Below are 23926 nucleotides of genomic sequence, written 5' to 3'. Positions count from 1 at the left end.
TACATACAGTCTTTGTATCTCGCACAGCGTTCTTGACAAGTATGTATGTGATTGAGTGTGCCTATCGGTAAGTGAGTCACCTGTACTGAGCGATTGAGGGTGCGAAACTATCAATTGCGAAGGGTTTCAACAAAGCCAACAGAGTATGTTTGTAGTCATGTTGGTGTGGTAACTTTGCTATCGACCCCAACATTTCTTCAATGAGTGGTTCCGGCAGTCCTCCTTCCAAAGATGATCCTCGTATACAGTCTCTGTGCGAAGCGTACCAGCTGGGGATCACTATCCGAAACGAACTCAAGAAAGCCGATCTCGTCACAACGTTCGAGAAGCTCGGTCATTCGATAGATGCCATCGAAGACGGGTATCCGGCATGGCATCCTGCACCGCTCTCCTTTCGCGCGATGGTCCTTTCGTTCGTGTTTATGGAGATCACGGGTGACTCGTACGCCGAGTTTTCTCGACGACTCACCCGACAACCGGAAGTCGCCACTATCCTCGGCTTCAGCCGGGTGCCCGACGAATCAGCCTTCTCGCGGGCGTGGCGAAACCGATTCGACGACACAGCCCACGAATACGCCCACGCTGCCGCCTATTTTGTTGTCAAAGAGGTCCATGATCGCAACATCTCAGCGCCGGAGGTGCGGCCTAAGGCAGAGATCGTCGACGATGAGCAAGAAGATACAGGCCCAATAGAAGACGAATCCTTCTCACAGGAGGAGATTATCCAGACGACGCGCCTCGCGCGTGATCACGCCTTCGACCATTTCGACTCTGGTCGAGGGTCGAACGCCTCGTATGAGGACACGCAATTCTTCGAGTTACAGACATTCATGGGGATGGTTCGGTGTGGAACCGCGCAGGGAGCGACTCGCTTCCAGTACCGGCGTGGTGAAGAGTATGGACCCCACGGTGACACCCACCTCCGCGCCGTCAAGCAGTTCGATCCCGAAGGGCTCGTGAACGGATTCAATGAAACGACGGACCGCTTGCTCTCCGTAATTGCTTCTGAAGCATCTTTTCGAAGACCAGTTACCGCTGCGATTGATATCACGACAATCCCCTATTATGGAGAGGTCAAGGAGATGCCGATGGTCAGCGGGATCAAGGAACGAGACGGTCGAGCGTTCAAATTCGCGACGCTGTCGATCATCGGGCAGAACATCCCGCTGATTTTGGCTGTCGAGCCGGTTCGGGAGAGTTCTGAGTGGGATGAGAACCCGTCGAATCAGATCCATCGTACTGTGCGACGGCTCGTTCGACGAGCGAAAGAGCATGTTCCAATCGAGACAGTGCTGTGTGATCGAGAGTTTGACTCGATACAAGTGTTCCAGACACTCTCAAACCTCGATGTGAACTACCTCATTCCCAAGCGGGTCTCCAGCTCCGAACGGGATGTACTCGAACAAATGGAGGAAGACGACCAAGAGGTGGCTGTTGAGTCGGCTTCTATCCATGTGGAATCTGGATCGCATCCAATGCGGCTCTTGTACGTGCCGTCGACGAGTGGGGAGGGAAGGGCTGTCTTCGCGACGAATCTCCGAGTGGGACCCGAGGAAGCTGAGACGTTCTGTCAGCGCTACAGCCGCCGGTGGCAGATCGAGAGCGAGTACAAATCGATCAAAGGTGACTTTCTCGCCAAGACCTCCTCGAAAGACTACCGTGTTCGGTTATTCTACTTCGTGTTCGGGGTGCTCTTGTACAATATCTGGCGGCTCACCGACTTTCTACTGAAAGCGGGTGTGGGAGGTGAGATGGACTACGCACCCGTGTTGACTGCGGGTGAGTGTGTTGAACTCGTTGCCTCGTCGTTGATCCCGCACGACTGATCGGCTGAGCTCTCGCTGGGTCCGCCGCTCAGGAGTGACAACCGTATTCAGCAGCGCCAAAATCCACGCAATTTCGTACGCTCGTCTGGTAGTTCGAGAGTAAAGATTCAAAATCGATCCCTGACCGCTGAGAATCACCACGACTTGATGGCGATTCGATCCAAAACTAGCCTATCCTCCGAGACTGTGGTGGACTACCCCTCTGGATTCCATATAGCGATATAAGATTTATAGCAAAACCAGGCGCCCAAGTATCTATTTTCGGTGTTCACACAGACTCCAACAGTCTGTTTGTCCCCAAAACCTATATCCTATTTGTGAGAAACTCGCTACCAGCCAAATATGCCGGGCTTAGAATTGGAAACCGACTCAGCGAGGCGTCTATCCCTGATTCCTAACCTCGAGCAGCGGACACCGTGGAGGATAGCACTGTGACCGACGTAACGACACCAGGGAGTGACCCAGACTGGGAGGACGTCGACGACGTCTCGTGGACCCTCCTCGATCTCGACGAACTCGTCGACGCGTACTGGACTATCGTCGCCCCGGTGATGGAGACAGACGGGCTCGATCCAAAACAAGAGAAACCGACACACGGCTGGCTTCGCGACCACGGCTTTCGGCCGCTCCTCTATGCCCTACGAGAGTATCACGACAGGACCTTCGCAGAGTTTTGGCGCGAGGACCTCGAGCTCGACGCCGTAGAATCGGGCTACGACTGGGCAACCGACCACGAACGGACGATCGAGGCACTCGAGTCCTTCCTCACGTCACGGCGAGAGCGCAAGGGCCTTGCAGACACGTCAATCGATACCCTCCGCTACCGATTGAATCGCTATGTTGCCGCCTACTGCGAGGAAAATGACACCGATGACCTCGTGACCCCCGTCGCTCGGGATAGTGATATCCCAGACTACAAAGCAGTCGATGCGTGTTGGGCAGCGTTCGACCGCCTGCACGCAGATCTCGACGGTGGGCAAACCAAACGCCGGATTCATCTCGCGGTTTCGAACTGGTATGCGCATCTGGTGCGTCGGAAATGGGCTGCGGTGAACCCCGCTAACGGCCTCGACGACGAGTTCGACTGGTCGAACGGTAATGACGATGACACGGATACACCATGTCTCGCCACCGAGCATGTTCGCGCACTCTACAAGGCGGCAGACGACCAGGAGGACCGCCTTCTGGTACTCGCCCTGTGTGCATGGGGTCTTCGTCCGAATGAGGTGGCTAGCCTACGAGCGCGTCAATTCGTCCTTGACGTATCTACCGACGAAATTCCGTATATTACGTTCGAGGAGCGGAAGAACGGGCCCGGCGAGGTGTCACTCCTCTACGGTAAAGAGGTGCTCGAGAACCGCCTCGCAACGTTTGCTGATCACGATGACTGGAGCGGGCACCTGTTTCCATCACCACACGCCTCAGGCGGCTCGATTTCCCGATGGACAGTCTGGAACCGTTTTACACAACTCGCTGACCGAGCGGGCCTTCCTGACGAGATCGGGGGNGCCTCAGGCGGCTCGATTTCCCGATGGACAGTCTGGAACCGTTTTACACAACTCGCTGACCGAGCGGGCCTTCCTGACGAGATCGGGGGTGTGTCACCCTCGCCAAAGATGGGTCGACGCTTCTGGTATGACGCCTATTCCTCGTCACTCGACGTCGTCCTCGGAAGCCTCGATGAGATTGTGGCCGAACAAGGAAGCGCGAGTGCCGACGTCGTATTGCAGAATTATCTCTCAGATTCGCGGGCCCGGAAGCTTCGTCGAGAGTATATGCGGGACCAGCTAGCTGCCGCCTTCGGGGAGGAGTGACTGCGCCAGAGTGATCTCATCCGTGTCTGTTATCCGGTGAACGGTTGAGGACATATCTCAGTGAATCACAGAGTCAGTGAATCAGTGAATCAAAGAGTTATTGAGTGATTGATTTTAGGATTCAGTGAATAATAGAGGAGCGCTAAGAATATGTGAAGCACTAAATCAATGAATCAGTGAATCAAAGAGATAGAGATTCAATGAATCACCTACCAAGAGAAGTACAGAGTCACTGATTCAATAACTGCCAGTAGCAAGCCCCAATCCCCGAGGAATCAACAAGCGAGGATTCCAGAATGCGTTGACTCAATGAATCAGTGATTCTTTGACTTTTCACCAAGTACAACGCCATAAGCGCCTTTTAGCGGTTTATGCCGCGGAATACAGCACTTTACCATTCCCAGAGCTGGATTAGATGTCTGACGTGGATTTATGAGTCATTGAATCAATGATCGTACTATGACCGAGTCACCTCGTGGCTGGGGCGTCACACCATCGACTGGCATTCCCACGATCGCCTTCGGTAATCAGAAGGGTGGGACCGGGAAGACAACGGCGACAATAAACAGTGCAGCGGCACTAGCCTCGCGAGATCACGATGTTCTTGCAATCGATATGGACCCACAGGCGGACATGACGAAAGGCCTGGGACTCGGCCCGGGCGACGACAACGACCCCTCAAGCCCGAAGAACGACCTTCCAAATACGCTCGCTACGGATGATGCAAATCTTCTCGACGTCCTCGTCGACAATCCGCGCACGGACGACACAACTCTTTCAGAAATCATGATCCACAGCGATGATTACGAACACCTGAATTTCGATCTCGTACCGAGCCACAAGGACATGGGGCTTGCCCGGGATTGGATGGACGACGCAGGCGCTCGTCTCTCGTTGAAACTTGCTCTCGAAGAGTTGGTCGACGACGGCTACGACTACGATTTTATTTTGATCGACTGCCCCCCTGATCTATCGGTCCTGACAGATGCAGCGTTCATCGCGGCGCAAAACGTCTTCCTGGCTGCGCAAACCCAAGCGACATCCCGGGATGCTCTAGACGATCTCTGGGATCAGCTGGAATCCATCGAGGACAACCAACAGATCGAGATTGCGATCGTAGGGCTGCTGGCAAACATGTATCGAGATGATGGCCAGTCACAGAAATTCCTGGAGGCATTTGACGAGTCATATGCGTCACTAGCGCCGATCTTCAAGCTTCCAATGCGGGTAGCGATACAGCGCGCGTGGGACAACGGCTGCGATATTTTCGAATGGGAGGACACCAACGACCAGCAAGTCGAGCGCGACCTCTTCCTAGAGGTTGCTGAAACAATGGAACGGGCGTTCGACAAAACGCAGGTGGAGGTGTAACTATGCCCCGAGGAATGGATGAGCGATTTGATGACCCGTCAGAGGAAGCAGAAGACGAGGAAGCCGCGAGCGACGACGAGACAACGGAGGCGACGTCGGAAACAGAGAGACAAGACCAGGAACCTGCAACCGCCACCGAAGAACAACCAGATCAGCAGAGGGGTGCTGGCTCGGCGGATGCTAAACTTTCTACTGAGGAGGCAACGAAAGCGGATGAAGGACCGTTGAACATTCGGGAGGACTGGGATTCAGCCACGATATACGTTGAACCAGAGCAAAGCGAGGACATCGAGGTCGCATTCACGCGACTAAAAAAACAGTTGAAGCGGGAGAACGTCACGCTGGAGAAGAACAAGCACTTCTATCGTGGGATCTTTGAAGTGGCGTTCGGCGAGCACCAAGAAGAGACGAAAGAGAAGATTCGAGAATTGGCAAAGGAAGACGTCGATCAATGAATCAGTGATTCTTGGATTTTAGGATCGCGCGGCGGAATCAACGTCTTCGGCGGCAGGAGCCTCACAGGCATGACCAATACGTAGCGAAACGTCAACAGATGATAAATAAGGAGGATTGATGCTCACAAGGACCTATGCTCAATTAGCGGTCCGGGTAGGTAATGCGAAGGGATCCATCGACCTCGTAGAGCCAGCCGGAATCGAGTAATCGTTCGATTGCGTAGTCCGCATCAGCTGGTTCGCTTGTGAACGCGTCGTGATCAAGCAACAGGTCGTGAGCTTGGTCACGAGAGAGTTCAGCTTCCTTACCTCCCGCCGTGAACACAAGGATCTCATAGGCATCCTTGATCCAATTTGGAAGTGATCGCGATTCGTTTGTCCACATACGTCACACTCAACTGTCCGATGTAGAGCAATTCGTGCCAAAAGTAGTTAAATATCCGGCAGAGGGGAGACATATGACAGTCACCAATATACGGTCAAAATATGCCATCGGAGGTGGAATAGGAGTCACCTGTGCCAAATCAGGAATACGCGTCGTTGAACTCGCGTTCACGGCGCATCAGCTCCTCGACGCCGTGTTCGAGGATACCGCTCCCCATCGCGGTCGGCCGATAGTACGTGTAAAAGCCCTGGCTGTCGGCAGTCCGTCGCTGGCGCTTATCGACGAGTCCGACATCGACCAGTTCGTCTAGGTGGTAGTGGAAATTATGCGACTCCACATCGACTGTATCCTTCAGGTCGCCGGCGCTCAGTTCGTCGTTGGCGACAAGCGTTCGCAGAATGCGAAAGCGCGTCGGGTGACCGATCGCCTGTTGCATTGCGAGGTACTCCTCGAGCGTCAATCCGCTCTCTTCGGGGAGCGGCGGCTCGGGCTGGCGAACCTCCTCCGTGGGGTGGCGATCGGTTTCAGACATCTGGGTGCCTCAGTTCGCTAGTTGTAGTGCCACGTACTTAGTCATTCCCTACTAGAAGATTCCTGAAAACACCGGTATTTATATACTGCCGTTCCGAGTCGACGACTCGAATGCGGCAACGGATTATCGATAATCTCCCCCGTGCGGCCGGTGACTCGGATGCGCTCACCCCAGTCCGGCGGGAACAGTTTCTCGTCTATCTGATGGGCCCATACCGGACGTTCGACGTCGACGCGCTGTTGCCGGCAGACGCCAATGTCGAAACCGATGCCCCGTCGTTTGCGACGTGGGATGAGACCAGCGGCGAGTACGCCGAAGACGAGGTCCTGCGGCTCCTCCAGGAGACACGGGACTGCCTCCGCGACCGCGGCTTCAATGCCTTCCTCGCAATCGACGTGGGAATCCCGCTCGAGGAGATGGATGCCGCCACACAGAGTATCGCCTTTGCGCAGGCGAGTAATGCAACGGTTTTCATCGCCCCACAGGTCGGCGATAACCTCGGCGTCGGGATCGAGATCGGGAGCGTCCTCGAGGATCTCCTGCCGACGGATGAGATGCAGGGGTCGGCAGCCGACGCGACGTCACCAGAGCGCGCACGGCGGGTCATGGTCGCGACCGAACCATCGGTTCGAAGTGCGATGCTCGGGGCAGTCCACGCACGCTGGGATGCCAGCGTCCGGACGTTCACCGATGCCGTGGACTGCTGTCAGCTCTGCGCACAGTTCTGCACCCACATTCAGAACGGGGAGCTGTACGGCTCGCTTGATCGTCTCGACTGATCGGACTCGCGGTCAGCCCGGGACGTTCGATGGAGGAGCTGTCGCCACTAGATTTGCTACGAGAATTACCCGACAGCGATACTCGTCATTCCTTACTGCACCTCGGAGCCAGTGCGAAAGCTCGTGAGTTCATCGATCCGATCTTCCAAGTCCTCGATCTCGTCACGGAGCACATCTGCTTCTTCGTTTTCAGTGGCCGCGAGCCTGTCCTTCAATCCCTGCAATCGCGTCTCTTTCACGTCCTCGTCGACGTCGGCTTTCCTGACGTACGCCCGCTCGTCGATATCGTAGACATCCTGTTCGTGGAGGTCAGTCACATCAAGTGCATCATCGACCTTGTCCGGGTCAACACCGAGCACACGATCCCGATCAATACCAGCGTCCTCCAACGCAGCGAGGACCTCTGTATCGTCCTTCAGTGACTTCGAGCGGCGAGAAGTTCGCTGGACGGAGCCGTACTGGGCATGAACTGGCTGGTCGTGATGGACGCGATCAAGGAGGCTGTCGGCGATATCTTTTCGAAGGTCGTTCGCGCCACGTTGCACGTCCGAGAGCAGCGTGTAAAGGTCGATGAGGGTCTCCGTATCCAGGGTGTCCATACTGGTCGGATCGTGGCGTTCTAATGCGTCGATCAATAGGAGCGCATCAGCATAGACGCTGACATCCGGCTCAGTTCGGTCGTCAGTCTCGGCAGGAGCCTCATCAATCACCTGGGTGGCAGCTGGAGTGTCCGTTTCAACGAGTATCCCGGCGTCCTCGTCAATCTCGAATTGCGGATGAAGCGTCAACACGGCTGCATAGGGGTCGGCATCCGGCGGAAGTCGGTCAAGCTCAAAGCCGCCGCTCGCATCCTGGACACGACGATAGAGCGTTTCAAACTGGTCGCGCTGGAGCGGTTGAGAATCATCCGAGTCCAGAATTTCGATGATGACGCGGTGTTCCTGTGTGTCGGTGATACGAAACTGCGTGTGTGAAAGCGGCGTGATGAGAGTGGCATCCGGAGAAAGCTCCTCGGCCGCTTCGAGGAGCGTGTGCCAGTTCCCGCTGAACGACATATCTATACTCTCACTGCTGAGAGCTTAAAATCCCCAGTTCGTCTGGATTGCAGTGTTGACAGAGCCGTCAACAGAGGATCGACAAACTGGCGTACCCTCCGAAAGCGATCCACGCCCCCCAAACAGCTCATCAATACTGTCGGTGCGCGTGACCGCATCAACAGCGAAGCGGACGAACGGCTACCGAAATCTTGCCGTCCGCGCATACTTGTACGAACGGGTGGTAGCATCGGCCATGACGGACGAGGATGAGCCGGTCCACCATTGCACGGTGGACGAGCCGGTGGATATTCAAGCAGCACTCGAGGCGGCCGCAATCGAGTATCTCGATGTCGACGACCAGCGGACGATCGTGATCTATCAGCACGCGATTCTGATGGTTATCGCCAGTGAGGGACAGGCAACGGAAACACGGGAATTTACAGTCGAACTCTGGGAAGAGCCGCCGGACGGCCTTCCGCGCGACCCGGATGATCTCGTCACAACGTTCCTCGATGAACTACTGGCAACCACCGATTTAGTTCGCACTGTATCCTGAATTCCGCCTACTGTGGAAGGCTACCAACGAGCGCGATTCCTAGCCTTTTCTATCGAGCGACATCGTAGAAGCGAGACGGAAGAGGCATCGATGGCACAGACACCGACTATTACCGAGGCAGCGATCCGCACCCTCGCTCGACCGCAGTCATACGATCGAGGTGAGGACTACTACGAGCAGGGGGCTGTCCGTGACATCACGCGTCGGGGCGACCGGTTGCGAGCGTCGGTCGACGGCAGTCAGTACGAGCCCTATCAGGTCCAGATCAATCTGGATGAGACTGGCGTCGTGGACACGGCGTGCTCCTGCCCGTACGATCAGGGTGGAATCTGTAAGCATCGTGTGGCCGTCCTCCTGACGTACAGCCGCAACCCCGACGAGGTTAGCCAGCGCCCACCGATCTCCGAACTGGTCGCCGACACAGATCCAGCGGAACTCCGAGACCTCCTCGTTGATCTCGTCGAACGCCAACCCGACCTCGAAGAATGGATCGAATCGCGACTCAAGACGGCCCAGTCGGACGCTACTGTTGACGACTCCGGTAACCAGAGCCCAGACATAAATCGGGACTCTATTCGACAGCAAGTTCAGTATGTCCTCCAGCCCCCGAAGGGGCGTGGAGGCCGAACGCAGGACCCGTATACAGCAGTCGAAACCGATGTCAAGAAGCTTGGCGACCTACTCGATCAAGCGTGGGCGGCCATCGAAGCAGATGACGGCGGGACGGCCCTGGATGTTCTCGAACCACTCACAGATGAGCTGATGAACGAAGCGTGGCTTGCACTCTCATACGACGATTCCCAGGCCATTTTCGAGTTTTTTGATGAGGTCGACACGGCGCTGGCCGAAGCGCTACTCACGGCTGATCTCTCCGACGCCGAACGCGATGACTGGGAGGCGAGACTGCAAACGTGGCAGCGTGAGATGGGGAGCTATACGGACCGACCACCGTACAGCGTCGCCCTCGACGTCGTCCAGCGAGAGATGAGAGCAAACAGTAGGTACGCAGCCCTCTGGGACGGTAACTCGCCGTGGTACGCCGAGGACGTCATCAAAGCCAGACTCAACGTCCTCGAACGACAGAACCGCGTCGACGAATATCTGGATCTGGCGGCCGCCACCGACCAGATCGACGCGTACGCTACGATGCTCGTCGAGGAGAGCCGTATCGACGAGGCGATCGAGTATGGCCAGCAGAACCTGCACGCGCCCGACAACGCACTCACGCTGGCCAGAGCACTCCGAGAACACGACCGACCACAGGCAGCCCTGGAGATAGCCCAGTACGGATTGTCCCTGGACGGCAACGGGAAGGCAGATCTGGCCGAGTGGCTCCACGACAGAGCCGCCAGCTTGGACGAACCGGAGGTGGCGCTAGAGGCGGCCGTCGCCGCGTTCGAAGCCGCACCCACACTCGCGGCCTACCAGGCGACAGAAGAACTCGCTGGTGACGACTGGCCGGCTGTTCGCGAGGAGATACTGGAATCGCTTGCGAACCGAGACACGACCAAGCGGAATGCGCAACGACATGTCGAGATCTTCCTGTACGCCGAGCGGTACGACGAGGCCATCGCCATCGCGGACCGGTTTTCGAACGACATGGTGGTCGAACCGGTCGCCGACGCCGTCTTCGAGGAGCGCCCGGAGTGGACGATCGACGCCTGTAAAGCACAGGTCGAACCGATCATCGAGGAGGGGAAATCACAGCAGTATCGACACGCCGTAGACTGGCTAGCGACAGCCGGAAATGCGGCCGACGCTGCGGGCGAGCTCAACGAGTGGCGGGCCTACGTACAGGATCTCCGGGATGCACACTCTCAAAAGTACAAGCTCCGACCGATGTTGGAAGAGTTACTCGAGGAGTTCGAAGATCGATAGCACAACGGAGATCATGACTGACACGGACACCACAGATCGATTCGTCATCGAAGTCAGCCAAGTGGGCACTGTCGACCACATCGTCGATCTCGAAGCAGACTCAGCGGACGGGTCGCCGTACGCCCCTCGACAGGACTTGCCGGGCGAAAAGCTGTGTGACCGGAGTACACGCTCACCCGCAAGCGAGTACATCACACTTCGGGACTACGCCGACTGGAGAGGTTTCGACAAGACGGCTTTCGAAGGTGATGCGCCGGACGAGGTATGTTCGTATTGCTGGACAGCGGTAGTCGAACATGCTAAGCGAGGAGAACAGCACGAACGCGATGACGTCGACGACCGTATCGGGACAGTCGGGTACCGTCTCCGATGGAAGCAGAAGGGGCGTGCCCGCGAAGAGTGGTACGACATCGTCGTCCGGCCCGAAACAACCATAACGGAACTCGACAGGCTCGTCTGTCGGTTCACCACGCTCGATGACCTCCATCTTCGCATGTACGGTCTCGAAGACGAATACATGGATTCGACACTCAACGTCATCCCGGATCAGCAGTTTACCGAGGTTAGAGACCCCTCATACACGAACGCAAGCGAGGTAACGATTGCTGACGTCGCCGAACGTGCGACACTCTGGGACGGCGACAAACTCAGCATGGTCTACGATTTTGGAACCCCCTCGCGCTATTACTGCATCGTCAAGGAGGTGTACGATCCAGGGGAGATCGAGAAACTCCTCGAAGAACGTGACCCGATCGCAGCGACCGAGACAGCCGCGATCATCAACGAGAAACGACCCTAACAATAGCCACGAGCGGACAGTTGCCCCGCTCTTTTTCACCGCACTCCTCGAACGCGCAGTCAATGACCGACTGCCCGTACTGTGAGCGATCCTTCGCGGACGAATCCGAGATCCGCAAGCATCTCTATGAAGACCACGAGTCCGACGAACTCGGTCGGATCGACACCAAACGGGTTGAGCAGTACATCGACGACCACGACCTCGAGGAAAGCGACGACGATGCCACCCGTGCGCAGCAAGACACGGACGAAGCGGCACGCATGACCGCGGCGACCAACCGCCAGTCGGATGAGCGGTGGGAGTTACATGACGTACAAGCGCTATCGACGAGGGAGATCACGGACAAGCTTGCCGAGTACGGTATCGACACGACCGAAGCGTCGTTCTGTGACCGTGCGGCCGCGGTTGACTCGGCGATGGCACTCGCCGACCAGTGGGAGGACGACCACGACGTCGACACGTCGGGATACGATCAGGATTTTATCTGGATGGCAGCTGAAGTGCTCTGGAGCCGATGGGCACCCGATCTCCCCTATCGGGAACGGATTTACGACCTAGTACAGGACGGTCGAGAACTCCGTGAGCAGGGGGACGACACCGAAGCCTGCGAACAGTGGCTGAGTGCCTGGGAGATCATCGTCGCCGTCACGCCGGACGACATCACGACAATCGAGACGGCTGACGATCACCTCCCGAATGTGCTCTCCCTGGAAGCATTCCTGCGATCACTCGACAACGACCTTGCCACCCTGGCAGCGGACGACCCCATCTATCACGAGCAACGCCTCGAGTTCTGTCGGGAGGTCTGTACCCAATTTCCGGATGCACCCGACGAGCTACTCCTTGACTTCCGCCACTTCGTCGCTGACTCGCTGACAGCGCTGGAACGAGTAACTGAGAGCAGGAGCGAGTTCGAGACGCTCATTCGAGACTACCCCGAGGACCCGTGGGCGTACAAGAAACTCGCGGATAGCTACTGGCGGGAGGGAGCTGACGAGCCCACAGCCGAGGAGCTGGAACGCGCCGTAAAATTGTACGAGCAGGCGCTGAATGCCGAAGGCCCCCTCGAACAGCCAGCAACCGTCTCTGACCGGATCGACGACCTCGAACGCCGGTTAGCTGATGTGGACACGTCCGAGGGATAAGAGAAATAGTAGTCTCTATCGGCTGGTTTTCGCCGAGAGCGAACCGCACTCGTCAGCAGACAATCCCAACTATCATCTTAACCAACATCAAACAGCGTTGTCTCGCATTCGTTGGTTAATCTTGTCGGGCAACTCAGATCCGTTCTGCGGGCGGATTGAGCGCTTTCTGAATCGGTCGGCGAGTTGTTTCGGCCACCCCGAGCGTCTTGAGGTCTGGATAAGTACGGGTAAGCATGACACGGGCCGAGAAAGACGAAGAACGGGAAGAACGCATCAAGATGCGGATCATCGTCGATACCTACAGCCCTGAAGAGCAAGCATGGGGATGGTCCGCCTATCTGGGGGATACGATGGACTTCCCGTTCGAAGCGCGCTGTGTCACCGAGCAGGAGGAGTCACCTCTAGAGGAAGGCGAAACGATACGCGTGGTCGGAATGTCCCCGACAGATCCGACTCTCAGCCAGATGTTCGTGACGATAGAGTGGATGGGCAGGGAGCTTGGCGTGCCACTGGAGCAACTGGAGCCTGTCGAAGCCAGTGATGACACGGAACAAGCGATCGCAGACTGGCAGTACTGGCTCAACCGCTAACAACGCAAAGTCCCCGATAGAACCATCCTCATCCGCAGACGTGTACAGCGTCGCGCCGCAACGAAACTCCAAGAACCCACATATTGAATCCTCCTGGGAACATTCATCTCAATACTGAATGCGAATCGAATTCGACGACGGGACTCTCTTGCTCCAAAATGCCCCCGAGGACGTGCCCTTTGCGGAGTGGGACGACCGCGTCGACGAGTACCGATCCCAAGCGTATCGATATCGATCTCTCCTCGAATGGGCTGGCACGTGGACAGACGGAGACGAGCAGGCAACGTTACAAGACGGCTTCGCTCACGCCCTTGAAGACGCCGCCCGAACCTATCCTGATCTCGACCTCACGCCGGCGCTCCACATCGAACCGCGTGACTACCAGCAGGCCGCCCTCGACGCCTGGATCGACCACGACCGCCGAGGCAGTGTCGTCCTCCCCACGGGCAGCGGGAAAACGTTCCTCGGTCTCCAGGCCATTGCCGACGCCGGCGTGAGCACGCTCGTCGTGACTCCGACGATTGACCTGATGAACCAGTGGCACGCCACCCTCGCCAACGCCTTCGGCGACCAACTCACGGAACCGGTTGGCGTGCTTGGCGGCGGCAGCCACGACGTCACCGCAATCACGGTCACAACCTACGACAGTGCCTATCGCTACGTCAACGAGTACGGCGACCAGTTCGGCCTGCTCGTCGTCGACGAGGAACACCACCTGCCAGCTCCGACCTACCGGCAGATCCCCGAGATGATGATCGCCCCCCATCGCCTCGGCCTCACGGCGACCTACGAGCGGCCCGATGGCAAGCACGAACTTCTCGAGGACCTCCTCGGTCCCGTCGTCTATCGGGAGGACGTCGACGAACTCGCTGGCGAGTACCTCAGCGAGTACGAGACAATCCACATGTCGGTCGACCTCACGGCCGACGAACGGTCGGAATACGACGAGGAGTATCAGATCTATCGCGACTACGTCGACAGCCACGAGTTCGACCTCTGGAAAGAGGACGGCTATGCGGAGTTTCTCAAGCGCACGTCCTACGATCCACAGGGGCGACGGGCACTCATCGCCAAGCAACGCGCCGAGCGGATCGCCCGGACCGCCGAGAAGAAGCTCGACACGCTCGACAATCTCAGCAAGCGCCACCACGACGACCGCGCGATAATCTTTACCGCCAACAACGACTTCGCCTACGACATCTCCCAAGAGTTCATCGTTCCCTGTATCACCCACCAGACGAAAACCGACGAACGCACCGAGATTCTGGAACGATTCCGCAGCGGGGAGTACTCGATGCTCGTGACCTCGCAGGTCCTCGACGAGGGCATCGACGTCCCAGCGGCGAACGTCGGAATCATCCTCTCGGGGAGCGCCTCGAAACGCCAGTATGCGCAGCGACTCGGCCGCATCCTACGGCCCACGGACGACCGCGATCCGGCTCGTCTCTACGAGATCATTACCGAGGACACGATGGAGACGTACGTCTCCCAGCGACGCCGCGAGGGGGTGACCACCAGTGCTGACGGCTGATCTCGCACGATCACGAACGACCGACGAAACGGTGACGCCGCTATTCATCGATCCCGACGAAGAGCGCTACCGGAAGACTGCTCGGGAACTCATCCAGCTGTTTGAGGACCATCTCGACGAGTCGAAAGGTGAGCTCGAAGACGCGATTGACGAGCTGACCGTCGCGGATACCGACTACAAGATCGTCCAGGGCCTCGAGAAACTCCTCAAAGACGAGTGCGAATTCGAGATCGTTGCCACCGTCGAACCGCGTGAGATACGCCGGCGGCTCTTCGAGAAAGCCAACGATCGGTATCCCATCGTTCGCCAGCCCACGCTCGGTGAGGATACACAGAAACTGGAGGTGTACAGCGCGGTCGCCGACGACCTCGGGTTGTCACTCGAGGAGTGCTATCGGGGAATGTACGCCGATCTCGACGATAACAAGCGACTCGTCCGGGTCGGGACGCGAACGGCCGAGCAGTACGCCAGTGATGGTGATGGGTCGACGTCGACGACCACGCTGACCGGCAGCAGCGATGCGGAGTACGAACACACCGACCTCACCGTGGACTGGCTCCTGACCCGCTACAATCTCGCGCTCGCCCAAGCGGTGCTCTACGACGCGACGGAAATGCGGATTCGCGTGTGGGATCACTTCGGGACGGTCTTCAGCTACGTGAAGCTGTTCGGACTGATGCACCGGATCTATCCGATCGACGCTGACGGGGAGCGCGTCACGAGCACGGACCAAGCCGCCGGCTATGAGGCCGTACTGGACGGGCCGGCGTCGCTATTCTCGCAATCGCAGAAATACGGAATCCGGATGGCGAACTTCCTACCGGCGTTGCCGCTCTGTGATCGGTGGGAGATGACCGCCGAGATCCTCGTCGACGAGACGACCGGCGAGACCCGACGGTTCGCGCTCGACCAGACGGAGGACCTCGATTCACACTACAGCGCGGGCGACCAGTTCGATAGCGACGTCGAGCGGACGCTCACCCAGAAGTGGGAGCGAGCGAATACGGACTGGGAGTTGGTGCGAGAAGACGACGTCTTCGACCTTGGTGCTGAGGTGATGATTCCCGACTTCGCGATCAAACATCCTGATGGTAGGCGTGCGATTCTCGAGATCGTCGGCTTCTGGACGCCCGAGTACTTGGACGCGAAGCTAAAGAAGATCCGACAGGTGGAGGCCGACAATTTCGTGCTGGCTGTCTCGGAGCGGCTGGATTGCGCAAGTGAGGAGTTTGGGGGTGCCTCTGATCGGCTGTTGTGGTTCAAAACCGGGGGACATGTCTACGATGTGGTTGAATTGGCTGAACAGTTTGCGGTATCGCCACATCCTTCTGATTGAACAGCGAGCCCATCGAAGGCCACAGTCGGGTGATATTTTTAGCTATTACCAGAGTATTGGCAACTACTAGATGTACGAGGTGCTCGACGATACGGCGGCGCAGGTCATCCTCGCTATCGAGAGTGGTGACTCCATCCGCCGTGTCGCCCACCACCTCCACACGCCGTAGGAGACGGTGAAACAGGCCGTGAACCGTCTCGTAGACGTAGGCTACATTACCTATGACGACGGCCTCTCCGTCGTCTTCCTCGACGAAGTCGACCAGTTCGAAGAGCCCAGTGTCACAACAACTGTAGAATATCGGTGACACGAACTCTTGGACAGTCGCCTCTATCGATTTGTTGTGTGAGCGGCCACCACAGTGTGTAGACCCACCCCTATCGACTTGTTCCAGTCAGCGATGATGCTGAGTCATTGAGAACACCCTCACCCCTATCGATTTGTTCGAGATACAGCCTACTGGTTGAGCTGTGCGTTCACGACAGTACGGAGTTCGTCATCGTGGACATCGTCCAGCCGCGAATCTTCCCGAAGCGTCTCGATAATGGTTTCCGGGTTCTCACCAAACGTGAATTCGAGATAGCTGCCCGAGTGTGGTCCCTGACTCTTCCGCTCTGTCTCGACCAACGAATACGTCGTGAGTTCCTTCATCTTGTTCACGTACGTCTCTTGATGATACTGGTCCGAATCCAGGGTGCCCGTCAAGTACTGATACACTCGGTATCCGATTGGGCTTCTCGCTGCCCCAGTTCCAGCCTCACGGGCCACAGCTGCAGTCGCGAACAGACAGAGCTTTTTCTGCGTACTAATCCCACGCGTTACCTCTAATACGCGGTTCTTCTCGACCTTATCTTGGGCCTCTCGGACGTGCTCCTCACGGACTTTGTCCGCTCCTGTTTTTTCTGCAATCGACCCCGCTGTTCGCATCAGGTCGATCGCCTTCCGTGCATCACCGTTAGTTTGGGCGGCGAATGCCGCTGCGAGTGGAATGACGTCGTCACTGAGCGCATCCTCGTGGAAGGCGTCCTCCCGAGCCCAGAGGATCTCCCGGAGCTGGTTGGCGTCGTAGTCACTGAAGTGAACGTCCTCAGGGGTGAACGAACTGAGAGCGCGACTCCCCACGCTCTCCATCATCTTCGTATCGTTTGTGATGGCGGTCACGGAAACCTGGGCGGTGATCTCATCGGTGCTTCCGGCACGAGAGAGCTGATAGAGTAGGCGGGAGAAAGCTGGCTCGTCCATATCGCGACGACCGACGAGCATGTCGAGTTCATCGAGAATGAATACGACTGTATCGTAGTGTTCGTTGATGAGTCGGTAGAGTTCGCGCCATTTTTTCTTGTTTGGAACCCCATGCTCCGGGACATCGACAGTCGTTCCAATGTCGTTCGCTACCTTCCGTGCAAGTTCGTAGACGGCTGCGCCGAGGGTTCCCACGTTCTGGCAGTTCATCTGGATGACGCCGAACCGGATATCACGACTTTCGCAGAGTTCGACGATGTTCTGACAGACGGCGTTGATGATGAGGGATTTCCCGGTCCCAGACGGTCCATAGAGGAAGAGGTTCGGCGGTCGTTCGTTACTGATCGCGACGCGAAGATGTTGGGTGATATCGGTGAGCTGGGTGTCGCGACCAACGATACGTTCCTCGTCAACGATCTCATTCGGTTCAAGGAGTGACCGGTTCTTGATTAGACTCGCGGCTTCCTCCTGCTCGAGAATGAGATCTTTGATAGAACCCGTGGACTCAGGTGTTTCCTCGGGACCAGGATCCGTGGGCATACCGCATCTCTCTCTATCAGGACACTAAAAGATTCCCCTGTCGATTTCTTTTCTACCGGTATGGTAGCCAGAACCGGGTTTTCAGAGGGATACACAGTCATCTCCTATGACCTCCGACGATTTGTTAGGCTCTTCATCTCAACTGAATCCACGAGAGTTCCCACACACCCTCTCACCCCTATCGATTTGTTTCAACCATCAAGAAGGGGAGGGGGTGCCGAATTCCAAAATGGACTACCGTCTCGTCTACGTCACGGTTAGGGCGGAATCGAGAGTCACTTTCATCTTCTCTTTTTCTTCTTTCTAGTTCTAGTTACTAGCTAGCTAGAAGAACGCACGTCTATCGATTTGTTCTAACCACTCTCATTCACTCTATCCACCTCCTGATAGAGTATTTAAACACCGATGAAAAACCGAAGGACGAAGAGCAGAATTGGACTGCTTGTATATTACGGCAAGAGACGTCTTGTTGTTCTCTCTATTCCTTGACTTTACTACTCTATACCCTCCCCTATCGATTTGTCTAATACACTTTCCATACACCGATTATGATAGATATCAGGTTAATAAAGATGGGTATAGTCGAGAGACATCATTCTGAGGAATCATATCTACCTGGGTTTCTTCGGGATTGACTCCCCCTCCCCCCCCTTTCTCGCCAGAACAAATCGATAGGGGTGGGTGTGTGGTCCCCTTGACCCGCTCGCGATAGATCCAGCCGATCACGTGTCGGGGCAGTTCTATACTCAATCTCGTCATTTCTCTCCATTGCTTCGATACCGGTCTCCGATGGGTGACTTCTCGACGAACAAATCGATAGGGGCGACCCTCCGCATGCAGGTGGTTTTGTTGAACAAATCGATAGAGGTGCCTGTCTTCGAATCTACGACCGAGTGAAAAACCGAGGTCAAACGATGCGAGACTGCTCCGTGATCCGAGCACTGACAGCTTCCGTCTTTCACTTCGCAGACGCCTACCTCCGAACAACTGGCCATCCAACTGGGACGTTATATTGCCTATTCGTCAGGATTAACCGGTCCCTTGTACTTCGACGTCACTTTTTCTCCTTCTCTCCACTGCCAGTAGTAGTAGCGATTGTCGTTAATTTCCTTGATTGTGATCGTCGCTTTTGAGGGAACGTCGTCTGGGAGATCGTCGGGACGTTCCTCGATATTCTTCTCGGCCGATTCCTCCTCCAGACGGGCTTCCCGTTCCTTGTGTTCGGCTAGCCCCTCAGCGTAGTGCGCTACGTCCCGAAGCTGTTCCGGCGATGCCTCGTTGAGAGTATCGACTAATTCGGCTGGAAGTCCTGCAGGCGGGGTCGGTGGCTGGTAGGGCATTGGTTGTCGCCTCGTATTAACCAACAATAGGCATCAATCCATAGTTCTGTTGGTTAATTATGTCCGGTTCGATCCGGTCGGGAGTCGCCCGTCCGGTCGGGGAACTCGTCCCTGCTTGATTTCGTGATCTACCCGGCGGATGTGTTTGCAACCGCCCTCGGGCGCTCGTTGTTGCCAGTCCGGACAGGTGCAGGATTCGCTAATTACGTCGACTTCGTACCAGCTCCCCGAGGCTGACTGCACCTCGTAACGACCACCCTTTTCGAGCAGCGAGACTGCCATTGTTTCGTCGACGGCTCGTCGAGTTCGCGGTTCGAGGTCTACATACTGGCTCGAGTCCTCCATGACGACCATCCGGTCGCGAAGATCGCCAGTTCGTCCACCGTCCGGCGCGACGGCGCCGGTAGGACTCTGGAGCCGATCCTGCAGCAGGTCTTCAATCGGATGACCTTCCGGCCACAGATAGTGGACTTCCCGCCGCTCGCGATGATCGTAGGAGCCACAGGCGGCAGCGCTCCCACTCCAGACACGCCACGCCCCGAGTGCTGCCATCACGTCGACGATGACTCGCGGAACAGCCTCGTACTCGTCGGGGTAGAACATCCGGAAGCGAGTACATTCCGCCTGCGGCGGAACCGCCTCCCACCACTCGACGTCGTCGTCCCAGCTCTCGTACATCGCCTTATTCTCCCCGTATCCGACGGTTATGCCGTCGATCTGCGGTATCTCCACCGATGTCTCGTCAGCCTCGTCTTCGAGCAACCGAAGGACGGCGTACCGGAGATACTCGTGGTTCGGATTGTCTGAAGATCGGGCAACTTGGTTATGGTGCTCTGCGACTCGCTCTGCCTCGTCGAGAACGGTCGTTAGATATCGGTCGGTCATGGGTCGGTGGAGACGGGAGTGCGCCTCCGCCCCTTGGCGGGCGCTGAAAAACTTAACCAACAAATACCGATCAATCGTATCCTCTGTTGGTTAAACCTTCTCTGTTCGAATGCTGAGCCGGATCGGACTACCAGAGCTAAGAAGGGTATATCTGTATAGCGATAACTTCATAGGGAATACGGGGGACAAGACTAATACTGTTAGATGCGATACCGATAACTAGCGATGATGGAGTACGTCGACGAGACTGCGGCGAAAATTATGGTCGCGGCCCGGCCGGGCGACTCGATCCGTCGAATCGCCCAGAAGATCGACGGCTCCTACTCGTGGGTCTACGACTGGATCGAGCGGTTGGAGGATGCAGGCTTCATCCGCCGGGATGACGGCGTCTTCATCGAGAATTACGTTGTCAGGGATCGCTACTACGATCTCGTCTCGGCCATTTCTCGCGCTGTTCCCCCTTCGATCGACGACGGCTACGTTATTCCGCACTTCGCCGGGATGCCTTTTGCGTACACGAAAATCGACGGCGTCTACGTCTGGACCCACGGTGGTTATCAGATCGCCCGCGGCCACGACGACTATCCGATCTTCATCCAGGTCGCCGACCAGGACGTCGAGCAGTGGACGGCGTTCTTCGATGAATTCGGGATTCCGAGCCGGATCGAAGAGCGGCCGGATGCGACCAACTACGACGCGACCGTCTCGTACGTGTTGTTCCCGACGAGTGGGGAAATCACTCGCGAGTGGGTTGACGGCAATCCGGTTATTCCGTTGGACGAGACGATCAAGCACATGTTGGAGTACCGGGTGAACTACGAGCCGGCGTTGGAGATGATCGCCGATGAATATGACCGCGATATCGACGCGTCCCACGAGGATCCGCCTCATAACATCGACCGTCCGTGGGGTATATTTCGGGACTGATCGAAACACCCGGGGTCGAACGTTGAATGAATTAACCAACAAAATAGGAATAACAATTCGGACGTTGGTTAACGGTACAGGAATGCGTGTTCAGTCCTCGTCGACCGCACTGATGATCTCCTGCGCGGTCGAACTGATCCGGTTGAGACGATCTTGGATCACTTCTGGATCGTCGTCCTGCCACGCGGCAAGATAGAACGCTGAACCGCTCGTATCCAGGTCGAAATACCGCCCGACGATGTATGCAACGGCTTCGGCTTCGATCTCGCGTTTTGCACGCTCGGGTTCGAGGTCGACATCGAAATGAAGCAGCGCGTGGGCGTACTCGTGAATCAGCGTCACGGCGAGATCGGCCTGATTCGAGCGAGCTTTCGCTTCGACGACGGGTTGACACTCGTGGAGAGTCCGGTGTTTGCAGACGCCTTTCGCGTCGCCGTGCTCCCACTCAGCAGCGTCGACGACACGGACGTCGACATCGAGAGTAGCTGCCGCATCAAGGAGCGCTGGCACCAAGTCGTCGGCGTTACCTGTGGCCTCGGTTTCCAACTCGGGGAGCGGTTCGCCCTCGGTTTGAGACACATCGAAGACTGCCGTTGGTTTGAATCCAACCAGTCCTTTGGACCACTCCCCGGGTGGTGTCTCGTCATAGTCACAGCCGCTTTGCTCGTGGTAGCTCGGCGAGTTCTCGCACTCAGGGCACTGCTTCGTAATAATGGGTGCCCAGATCCAGATCGCCTGTTCGCCCTCTTGGACGTGCCGGTCGAACTCCGACCGCCACGTATTGTAGCCTGCCACGCGGGTTGCCCCGGGACACTGGAGCTTGATCAAGAGGGTGTTGCGATGGGAATAGTCGTGGAATCGGGACTGGACATCGAGCCACTCCTGGAACTGTTGGCTGGCTTTTGCCTCGTCGACGTCTGCGACGAGCTCGTCGATCCAGTCTTCGATCGTACTGTGCATCTCGTCGTGTCGGGTGTCGGTCTCCTCGAACGAGACCCCCGACTCACTGGCTGTCATCATGGATTGCATCACATCGAGTACGACGACGTCTCCGAGAAGTCAGGACGCGCCGCACCCCTCGGGGGCGCACAATAAACATCGGCGCGACTTCGGGGGGTTTTGATCGGGGTGCTATCGGAGGCTGGGATTAACAACCAGTGCGACACAAGCACAGGGAGGATGGGTCTCGTCGAAACGCTCCGCGGGATCATTGGGACTCGTATGTCCACGATCTCCACCCTGTATGAGTGCCGACACTGCGGAACGACCCTTTCCGAGGACGCCGAAACGTGTCCGACCTGTGGTGAAGAAGAGGTTGCCTGCTACCAGTTCTAAGCGAATTTCGTTTTGTCTGCACAGATCACGGTCAGCACTACTTCTGGCCGGTAGTGTCCAGCAGCCCCCCACAGTGTGAATGGGGGATCGGTTAGCGAAGCGCTGCCTTCTCGTCAGCGAAGCCGATCGTGACGAGATACTGGAGGAACGCGTCGAACTGGTCGACATCGCTCGGCGTGTCGGTCGCGAGATGTCGTGCCCACTCGATCGCCCACTGGAACGCGGGATCGGTTCCGCCCTTGCCATGTATATACCACCAGCGGGCTGCCTTCAGGACGACGAGCGGATTCGTCGGCGGTTGCTCGCTTGCGAGTCCACGAGTGATCGACCGGATTTCCTCGGGTACCTCAGCGGGGTCGACCTCGCCTGATTGGGTGTTCGATACGTCGACTGGAATGTCGTCGATCGAGACGTCGTTCGGACGCTGTTGTTGACTCACGGAAAATCACCTTCTCGGAGGACTTTCTGGATCGAGCCCTCGCCCCCTCTAGGGCGCGAAAAACCACTCGTGGCGTCACGCCGGCGGAATGTACACGCTCTGCTCGCCGGCGATCTCCTCGAGGTTGTTTCGATGGCGATGCGAGAAGTAGCACTCGTAGCTGCAGTAGCCACAGAGCACGCCGGTATCATACTCAGCGATGAAGGGACCGCGCCGAGTCGTCCAGACGTTCGCTTCGCATTCGGTACACGCAGCACTATCGAGATCGGTTGGTGACGGGCCCTCGTACTCGATTTCGAGGATGTCGCTATGTGGCGTTGAGTCGGGCCAGACGCCGTGGGACTGCCAGAACGCCTTGAGACGGCTGAGGCTATGCCGGACCGTCTTCCGAACTGTGACGTGGGAGGCGTCACGACCGCTATCATCCCAGCCGTCAGCCGTCCAGAACTCCCCGAACTGCGCGCCGCGATGCAGCCCGTTCCAATCGAGGCCGACGATGTCGGCCGGTGGGTCGTCTGTGAGTGTCGGTCGGGTCAACTGTTGGATGACGTCCCCCTGTTTCGGCGGGCTTCCACCGAGGATATGAACACGACGGCCCCGCCAGTCGGTCGGCTCGGAGAACTCGTGGGCCAATCGATCGGCATACCCCCGCGAGTAGCCGACCACGAGGTCATCGGGAATTGTGTCGATCACCTCGCGGCACTTGGGGACGATAACGAGTTCTGCGTTGGGATAACTTGCCTGAATCTCGCGGGCAGCGGCCACGTACTCGTCGACGTCGTCTCCCTCGTACACATCTCCGATCACGCCAACCTTGGGTTCGTATTCGAAAAATCGGGCGACGTACCGATCCAGATCGGGATTACGAAAGTCGTTATCCAACATTCCAACGGAGATGTTCAGGTCCTGATACTGGGTCTGCTGGTACCCACAGTCTTCTCGGAACCCGGGCAAGAATCCGAGCCGATACGCATCCAGAGCGAACGGCGCTCGATGAAGGAACGTCACGACGTCGGCTTGTCTGGCAGCGGCAATCTCGCGTTCAGTGCTGTTGCTGGGATTGATTTCGAGCGACATGAGTAACGACCGTGCGAGGGCGAATCCAGCCGCCCTGCACCCTTTCGGAGGGGCAATAAACGGAGCCGCAGCCCGGCGTTAACCAACACTAGCCTCCAGAATCCGCA

Annotated in this window: 22 protein-coding genes and 1 pseudogene; 14 read left to right on the top strand and 9 right to left on the bottom strand. The window is 57.1% G+C overall.

The features are described 5' to 3' along the window. The first annotated feature begins 200 nt into the window (after positions 1-200). The 4 genes from C463_RS14190 to C463_RS14175 all read left to right on the top strand — a co-directional run bounded on the left by C463_RS14190 (position 201) and on the right by C463_RS14175 (position 5466). Complete coding sequence (locus C463_RS14190; protein ID WP_008445016.1) at positions 201-1826, top strand: transposase; 1626 nt, start codon at positions 201-203, stop codon at positions 1824-1826. A 431-nt stretch (positions 1827-2257) separates the two neighbouring features. After that, positions 2258-3640 carry a tyrosine-type recombinase/integrase gene (locus C463_RS14185; protein WP_049905970.1) on the top strand — a complete coding sequence of 461 codons (1383 nt, stop codon included), beginning with the start codon at positions 2258-2260 and terminating at the stop codon, positions 3638-3640. Positions 3641-4099: 459 nt separating this feature from the next. Further along, complete coding sequence (locus C463_RS14180; RefSeq protein WP_049905963.1) at positions 4100-5011, top strand: ParA family protein; 912 nt, start codon at positions 4100-4102, stop codon at positions 5009-5011. Positions 5012-5025: 14 nt separating this feature from the next. After that, positions 5026-5466: a hypothetical protein gene (locus C463_RS14175; protein WP_008445011.1), complete on the top strand. Its 441-nt coding sequence runs from the start codon at positions 5026-5028 to the stop codon at positions 5464-5466. Between the two features lie 142 nt (positions 5467-5608). Here the strand turns inward: C463_RS14175 and C463_RS14170 are convergent, their stop codons facing one another. Further along, positions 5609-5851: a hypothetical protein gene (locus C463_RS14170; protein ID WP_008445009.1), complete on the bottom strand. Its 243-nt coding sequence runs from the start codon at positions 5849-5851 to the stop codon at positions 5609-5611. Between the two features lie 139 nt (positions 5852-5990). Next, the gene (locus C463_RS14165; RefSeq protein WP_008445007.1) at positions 5991-6383 is read right to left on the bottom strand and encodes a winged helix-turn-helix domain-containing protein; all 393 of its coding nucleotides are present in this window, start codon (positions 6381-6383) and stop codon (positions 5991-5993) included. A 110-nt stretch (positions 6384-6493) separates the two neighbouring features. On the opposite strand from C463_RS14165, the gene C463_RS14160 reads away from it, so the two are divergent. Then, positions 6494-7162: a DUF7509 family protein gene (locus C463_RS14160; protein WP_008445004.1), complete on the top strand. Its 669-nt coding sequence runs from the start codon at positions 6494-6496 to the stop codon at positions 7160-7162. A gap of 92 nt (positions 7163-7254) precedes the next feature. Here C463_RS14160 and C463_RS14155 read toward each other — a convergent pair whose 3' ends face one another. After that, positions 7255-8217 carry a hypothetical protein gene (locus C463_RS14155; RefSeq protein WP_008445002.1) on the bottom strand — a complete coding sequence of 321 codons (963 nt, stop codon included), beginning with the start codon at positions 8215-8217 and terminating at the stop codon, positions 7255-7257. A gap of 235 nt (positions 8218-8452) precedes the next feature. On the opposite strand from C463_RS14155, the gene C463_RS14150 reads away from it, so the two are divergent. From C463_RS14150 to C463_RS20225, 8 genes and pseudogenes are all read left to right on the top strand, one after another. Then, entirely contained in the window at positions 8453-8755 is a 303-nt protein-coding gene (locus tag C463_RS14150; protein WP_008445000.1) for a hypothetical protein, read from the top strand. A 90-nt stretch (positions 8756-8845) separates the two neighbouring features. Next, on the top strand, positions 8846-10633 hold the full coding sequence (locus C463_RS14145) for an SWIM zinc finger family protein (protein WP_008444997.1): 1788 nt from the start codon (positions 8846-8848) through the stop codon (positions 10631-10633). 13 nt (positions 10634-10646) lie between these two features. Continuing rightward, positions 10647-11432 carry a hypothetical protein gene (locus C463_RS19790; RefSeq protein WP_008444995.1) on the top strand — a complete coding sequence of 262 codons (786 nt, stop codon included), beginning with the start codon at positions 10647-10649 and terminating at the stop codon, positions 11430-11432. 62 nt (positions 11433-11494) lie between these two features. Then, positions 11495-12577, top strand: coding sequence for a tetratricopeptide repeat protein (locus C463_RS14135; protein ID WP_008444994.1), 1083 nt, complete (start codon positions 11495-11497; stop codon positions 12575-12577). A 233-nt stretch (positions 12578-12810) separates the two neighbouring features. Further along, positions 12811-13167 (top strand): calcium-binding protein, encoded by a 357-nt coding sequence (locus C463_RS14130; RefSeq protein WP_008444991.1) that lies wholly within the window; start codon positions 12811-12813, stop codon positions 13165-13167. 118 nt (positions 13168-13285) lie between these two features. Beyond that, positions 13286-14698: a DEAD/DEAH box helicase gene (locus C463_RS14125; RefSeq protein ID WP_008444989.1), complete on the top strand. Its 1413-nt coding sequence runs from the start codon at positions 13286-13288 to the stop codon at positions 14696-14698. Continuing rightward, on the top strand, positions 14685-16034 hold the full coding sequence (locus tag C463_RS14120) for a DUF790 family protein (protein WP_008444987.1): 1350 nt from the start codon (positions 14685-14687) through the stop codon (positions 16032-16034). Before C463_RS14125 ends, C463_RS14120 begins: the two co-directional genes overlap by 14 nt. 70 nt (positions 16035-16104) lie before the next feature. Beyond that, positions 16105-16278 (top strand): annotated as a pseudogene (locus tag C463_RS20225) (RNA polymerase subunit sigma-70); the annotation flags it as partial. A gap of 212 nt (positions 16279-16490) precedes the next feature. Here the strand turns inward: C463_RS20225 and C463_RS14115 are convergent. The 3 genes from C463_RS14115 to C463_RS14105 all read right to left on the bottom strand — a co-directional run bounded on the left by C463_RS14115 (position 16491) and on the right by C463_RS14105 (position 20041). Beyond that, positions 16491-17816 carry an orc1/cdc6 family replication initiation protein gene (locus C463_RS14115; RefSeq protein WP_008444984.1) on the bottom strand — a complete coding sequence of 442 codons (1326 nt, stop codon included), beginning with the start codon at positions 17814-17816 and terminating at the stop codon, positions 16491-16493. A 1016-nt stretch (positions 17817-18832) separates the two neighbouring features. Beyond that, complete coding sequence (locus C463_RS14110; RefSeq protein WP_049905959.1) at positions 18833-19156, bottom strand: DNA-binding protein; 324 nt, start codon at positions 19154-19156, stop codon at positions 18833-18835. A 57-nt stretch (positions 19157-19213) separates the two neighbouring features. Continuing rightward, on the bottom strand, positions 19214-20041 hold the full coding sequence (locus C463_RS14105) for a hypothetical protein (protein WP_008444981.1): 828 nt from the start codon (positions 20039-20041) through the stop codon (positions 19214-19216). A 228-nt stretch (positions 20042-20269) separates the two neighbouring features. On the opposite strand from C463_RS14105, the gene C463_RS14100 reads away from it, so the two are divergent. Beyond that, complete coding sequence (locus tag C463_RS14100; protein ID WP_049905969.1) at positions 20270-20968, top strand: helix-turn-helix domain-containing protein; 699 nt, start codon at positions 20270-20272, stop codon at positions 20966-20968. A 90-nt stretch (positions 20969-21058) separates the two neighbouring features. Here C463_RS14100 and C463_RS14095 read toward each other — a convergent pair whose 3' ends face one another. The 3 genes from C463_RS14095 to C463_RS14085 form a co-directional block, all read right to left on the bottom strand. Beyond that, on the bottom strand, positions 21059-21988 hold the full coding sequence (locus C463_RS14095; RefSeq protein WP_008444978.1) for an ArdC-like ssDNA-binding domain-containing protein: 930 nt from the start codon (positions 21986-21988) through the stop codon (positions 21059-21061). Between the two features lie 406 nt (positions 21989-22394). Beyond that, on the bottom strand, positions 22395-22742 hold the full coding sequence (locus tag C463_RS14090) for a hypothetical protein (protein WP_008444974.1): 348 nt from the start codon (positions 22740-22742) through the stop codon (positions 22395-22397). 75 nt (positions 22743-22817) lie between these two features. Next, a complete protein-coding gene (locus tag C463_RS14085) occupies positions 22818-23819 on the bottom strand; it encodes a DUF6610 family protein (RefSeq protein ID WP_008444972.1) in 1002 nt (333 codons plus the stop codon). Positions 23820-23926: the final 107 nt, after the last annotated feature.

The sequence above is a fragment of the Halorubrum californiense DSM 19288 genome (assembly GCF_000336875.1).
Lineage (GTDB): Archaea > Halobacteriota > Halobacteria > Halobacteriales > Haloferacaceae > Halorubrum > Halorubrum californiense.
Note: the sequence above shows the minus strand (reverse complement) of the source record. Positions and strands in the feature narration are given on the sequence as shown.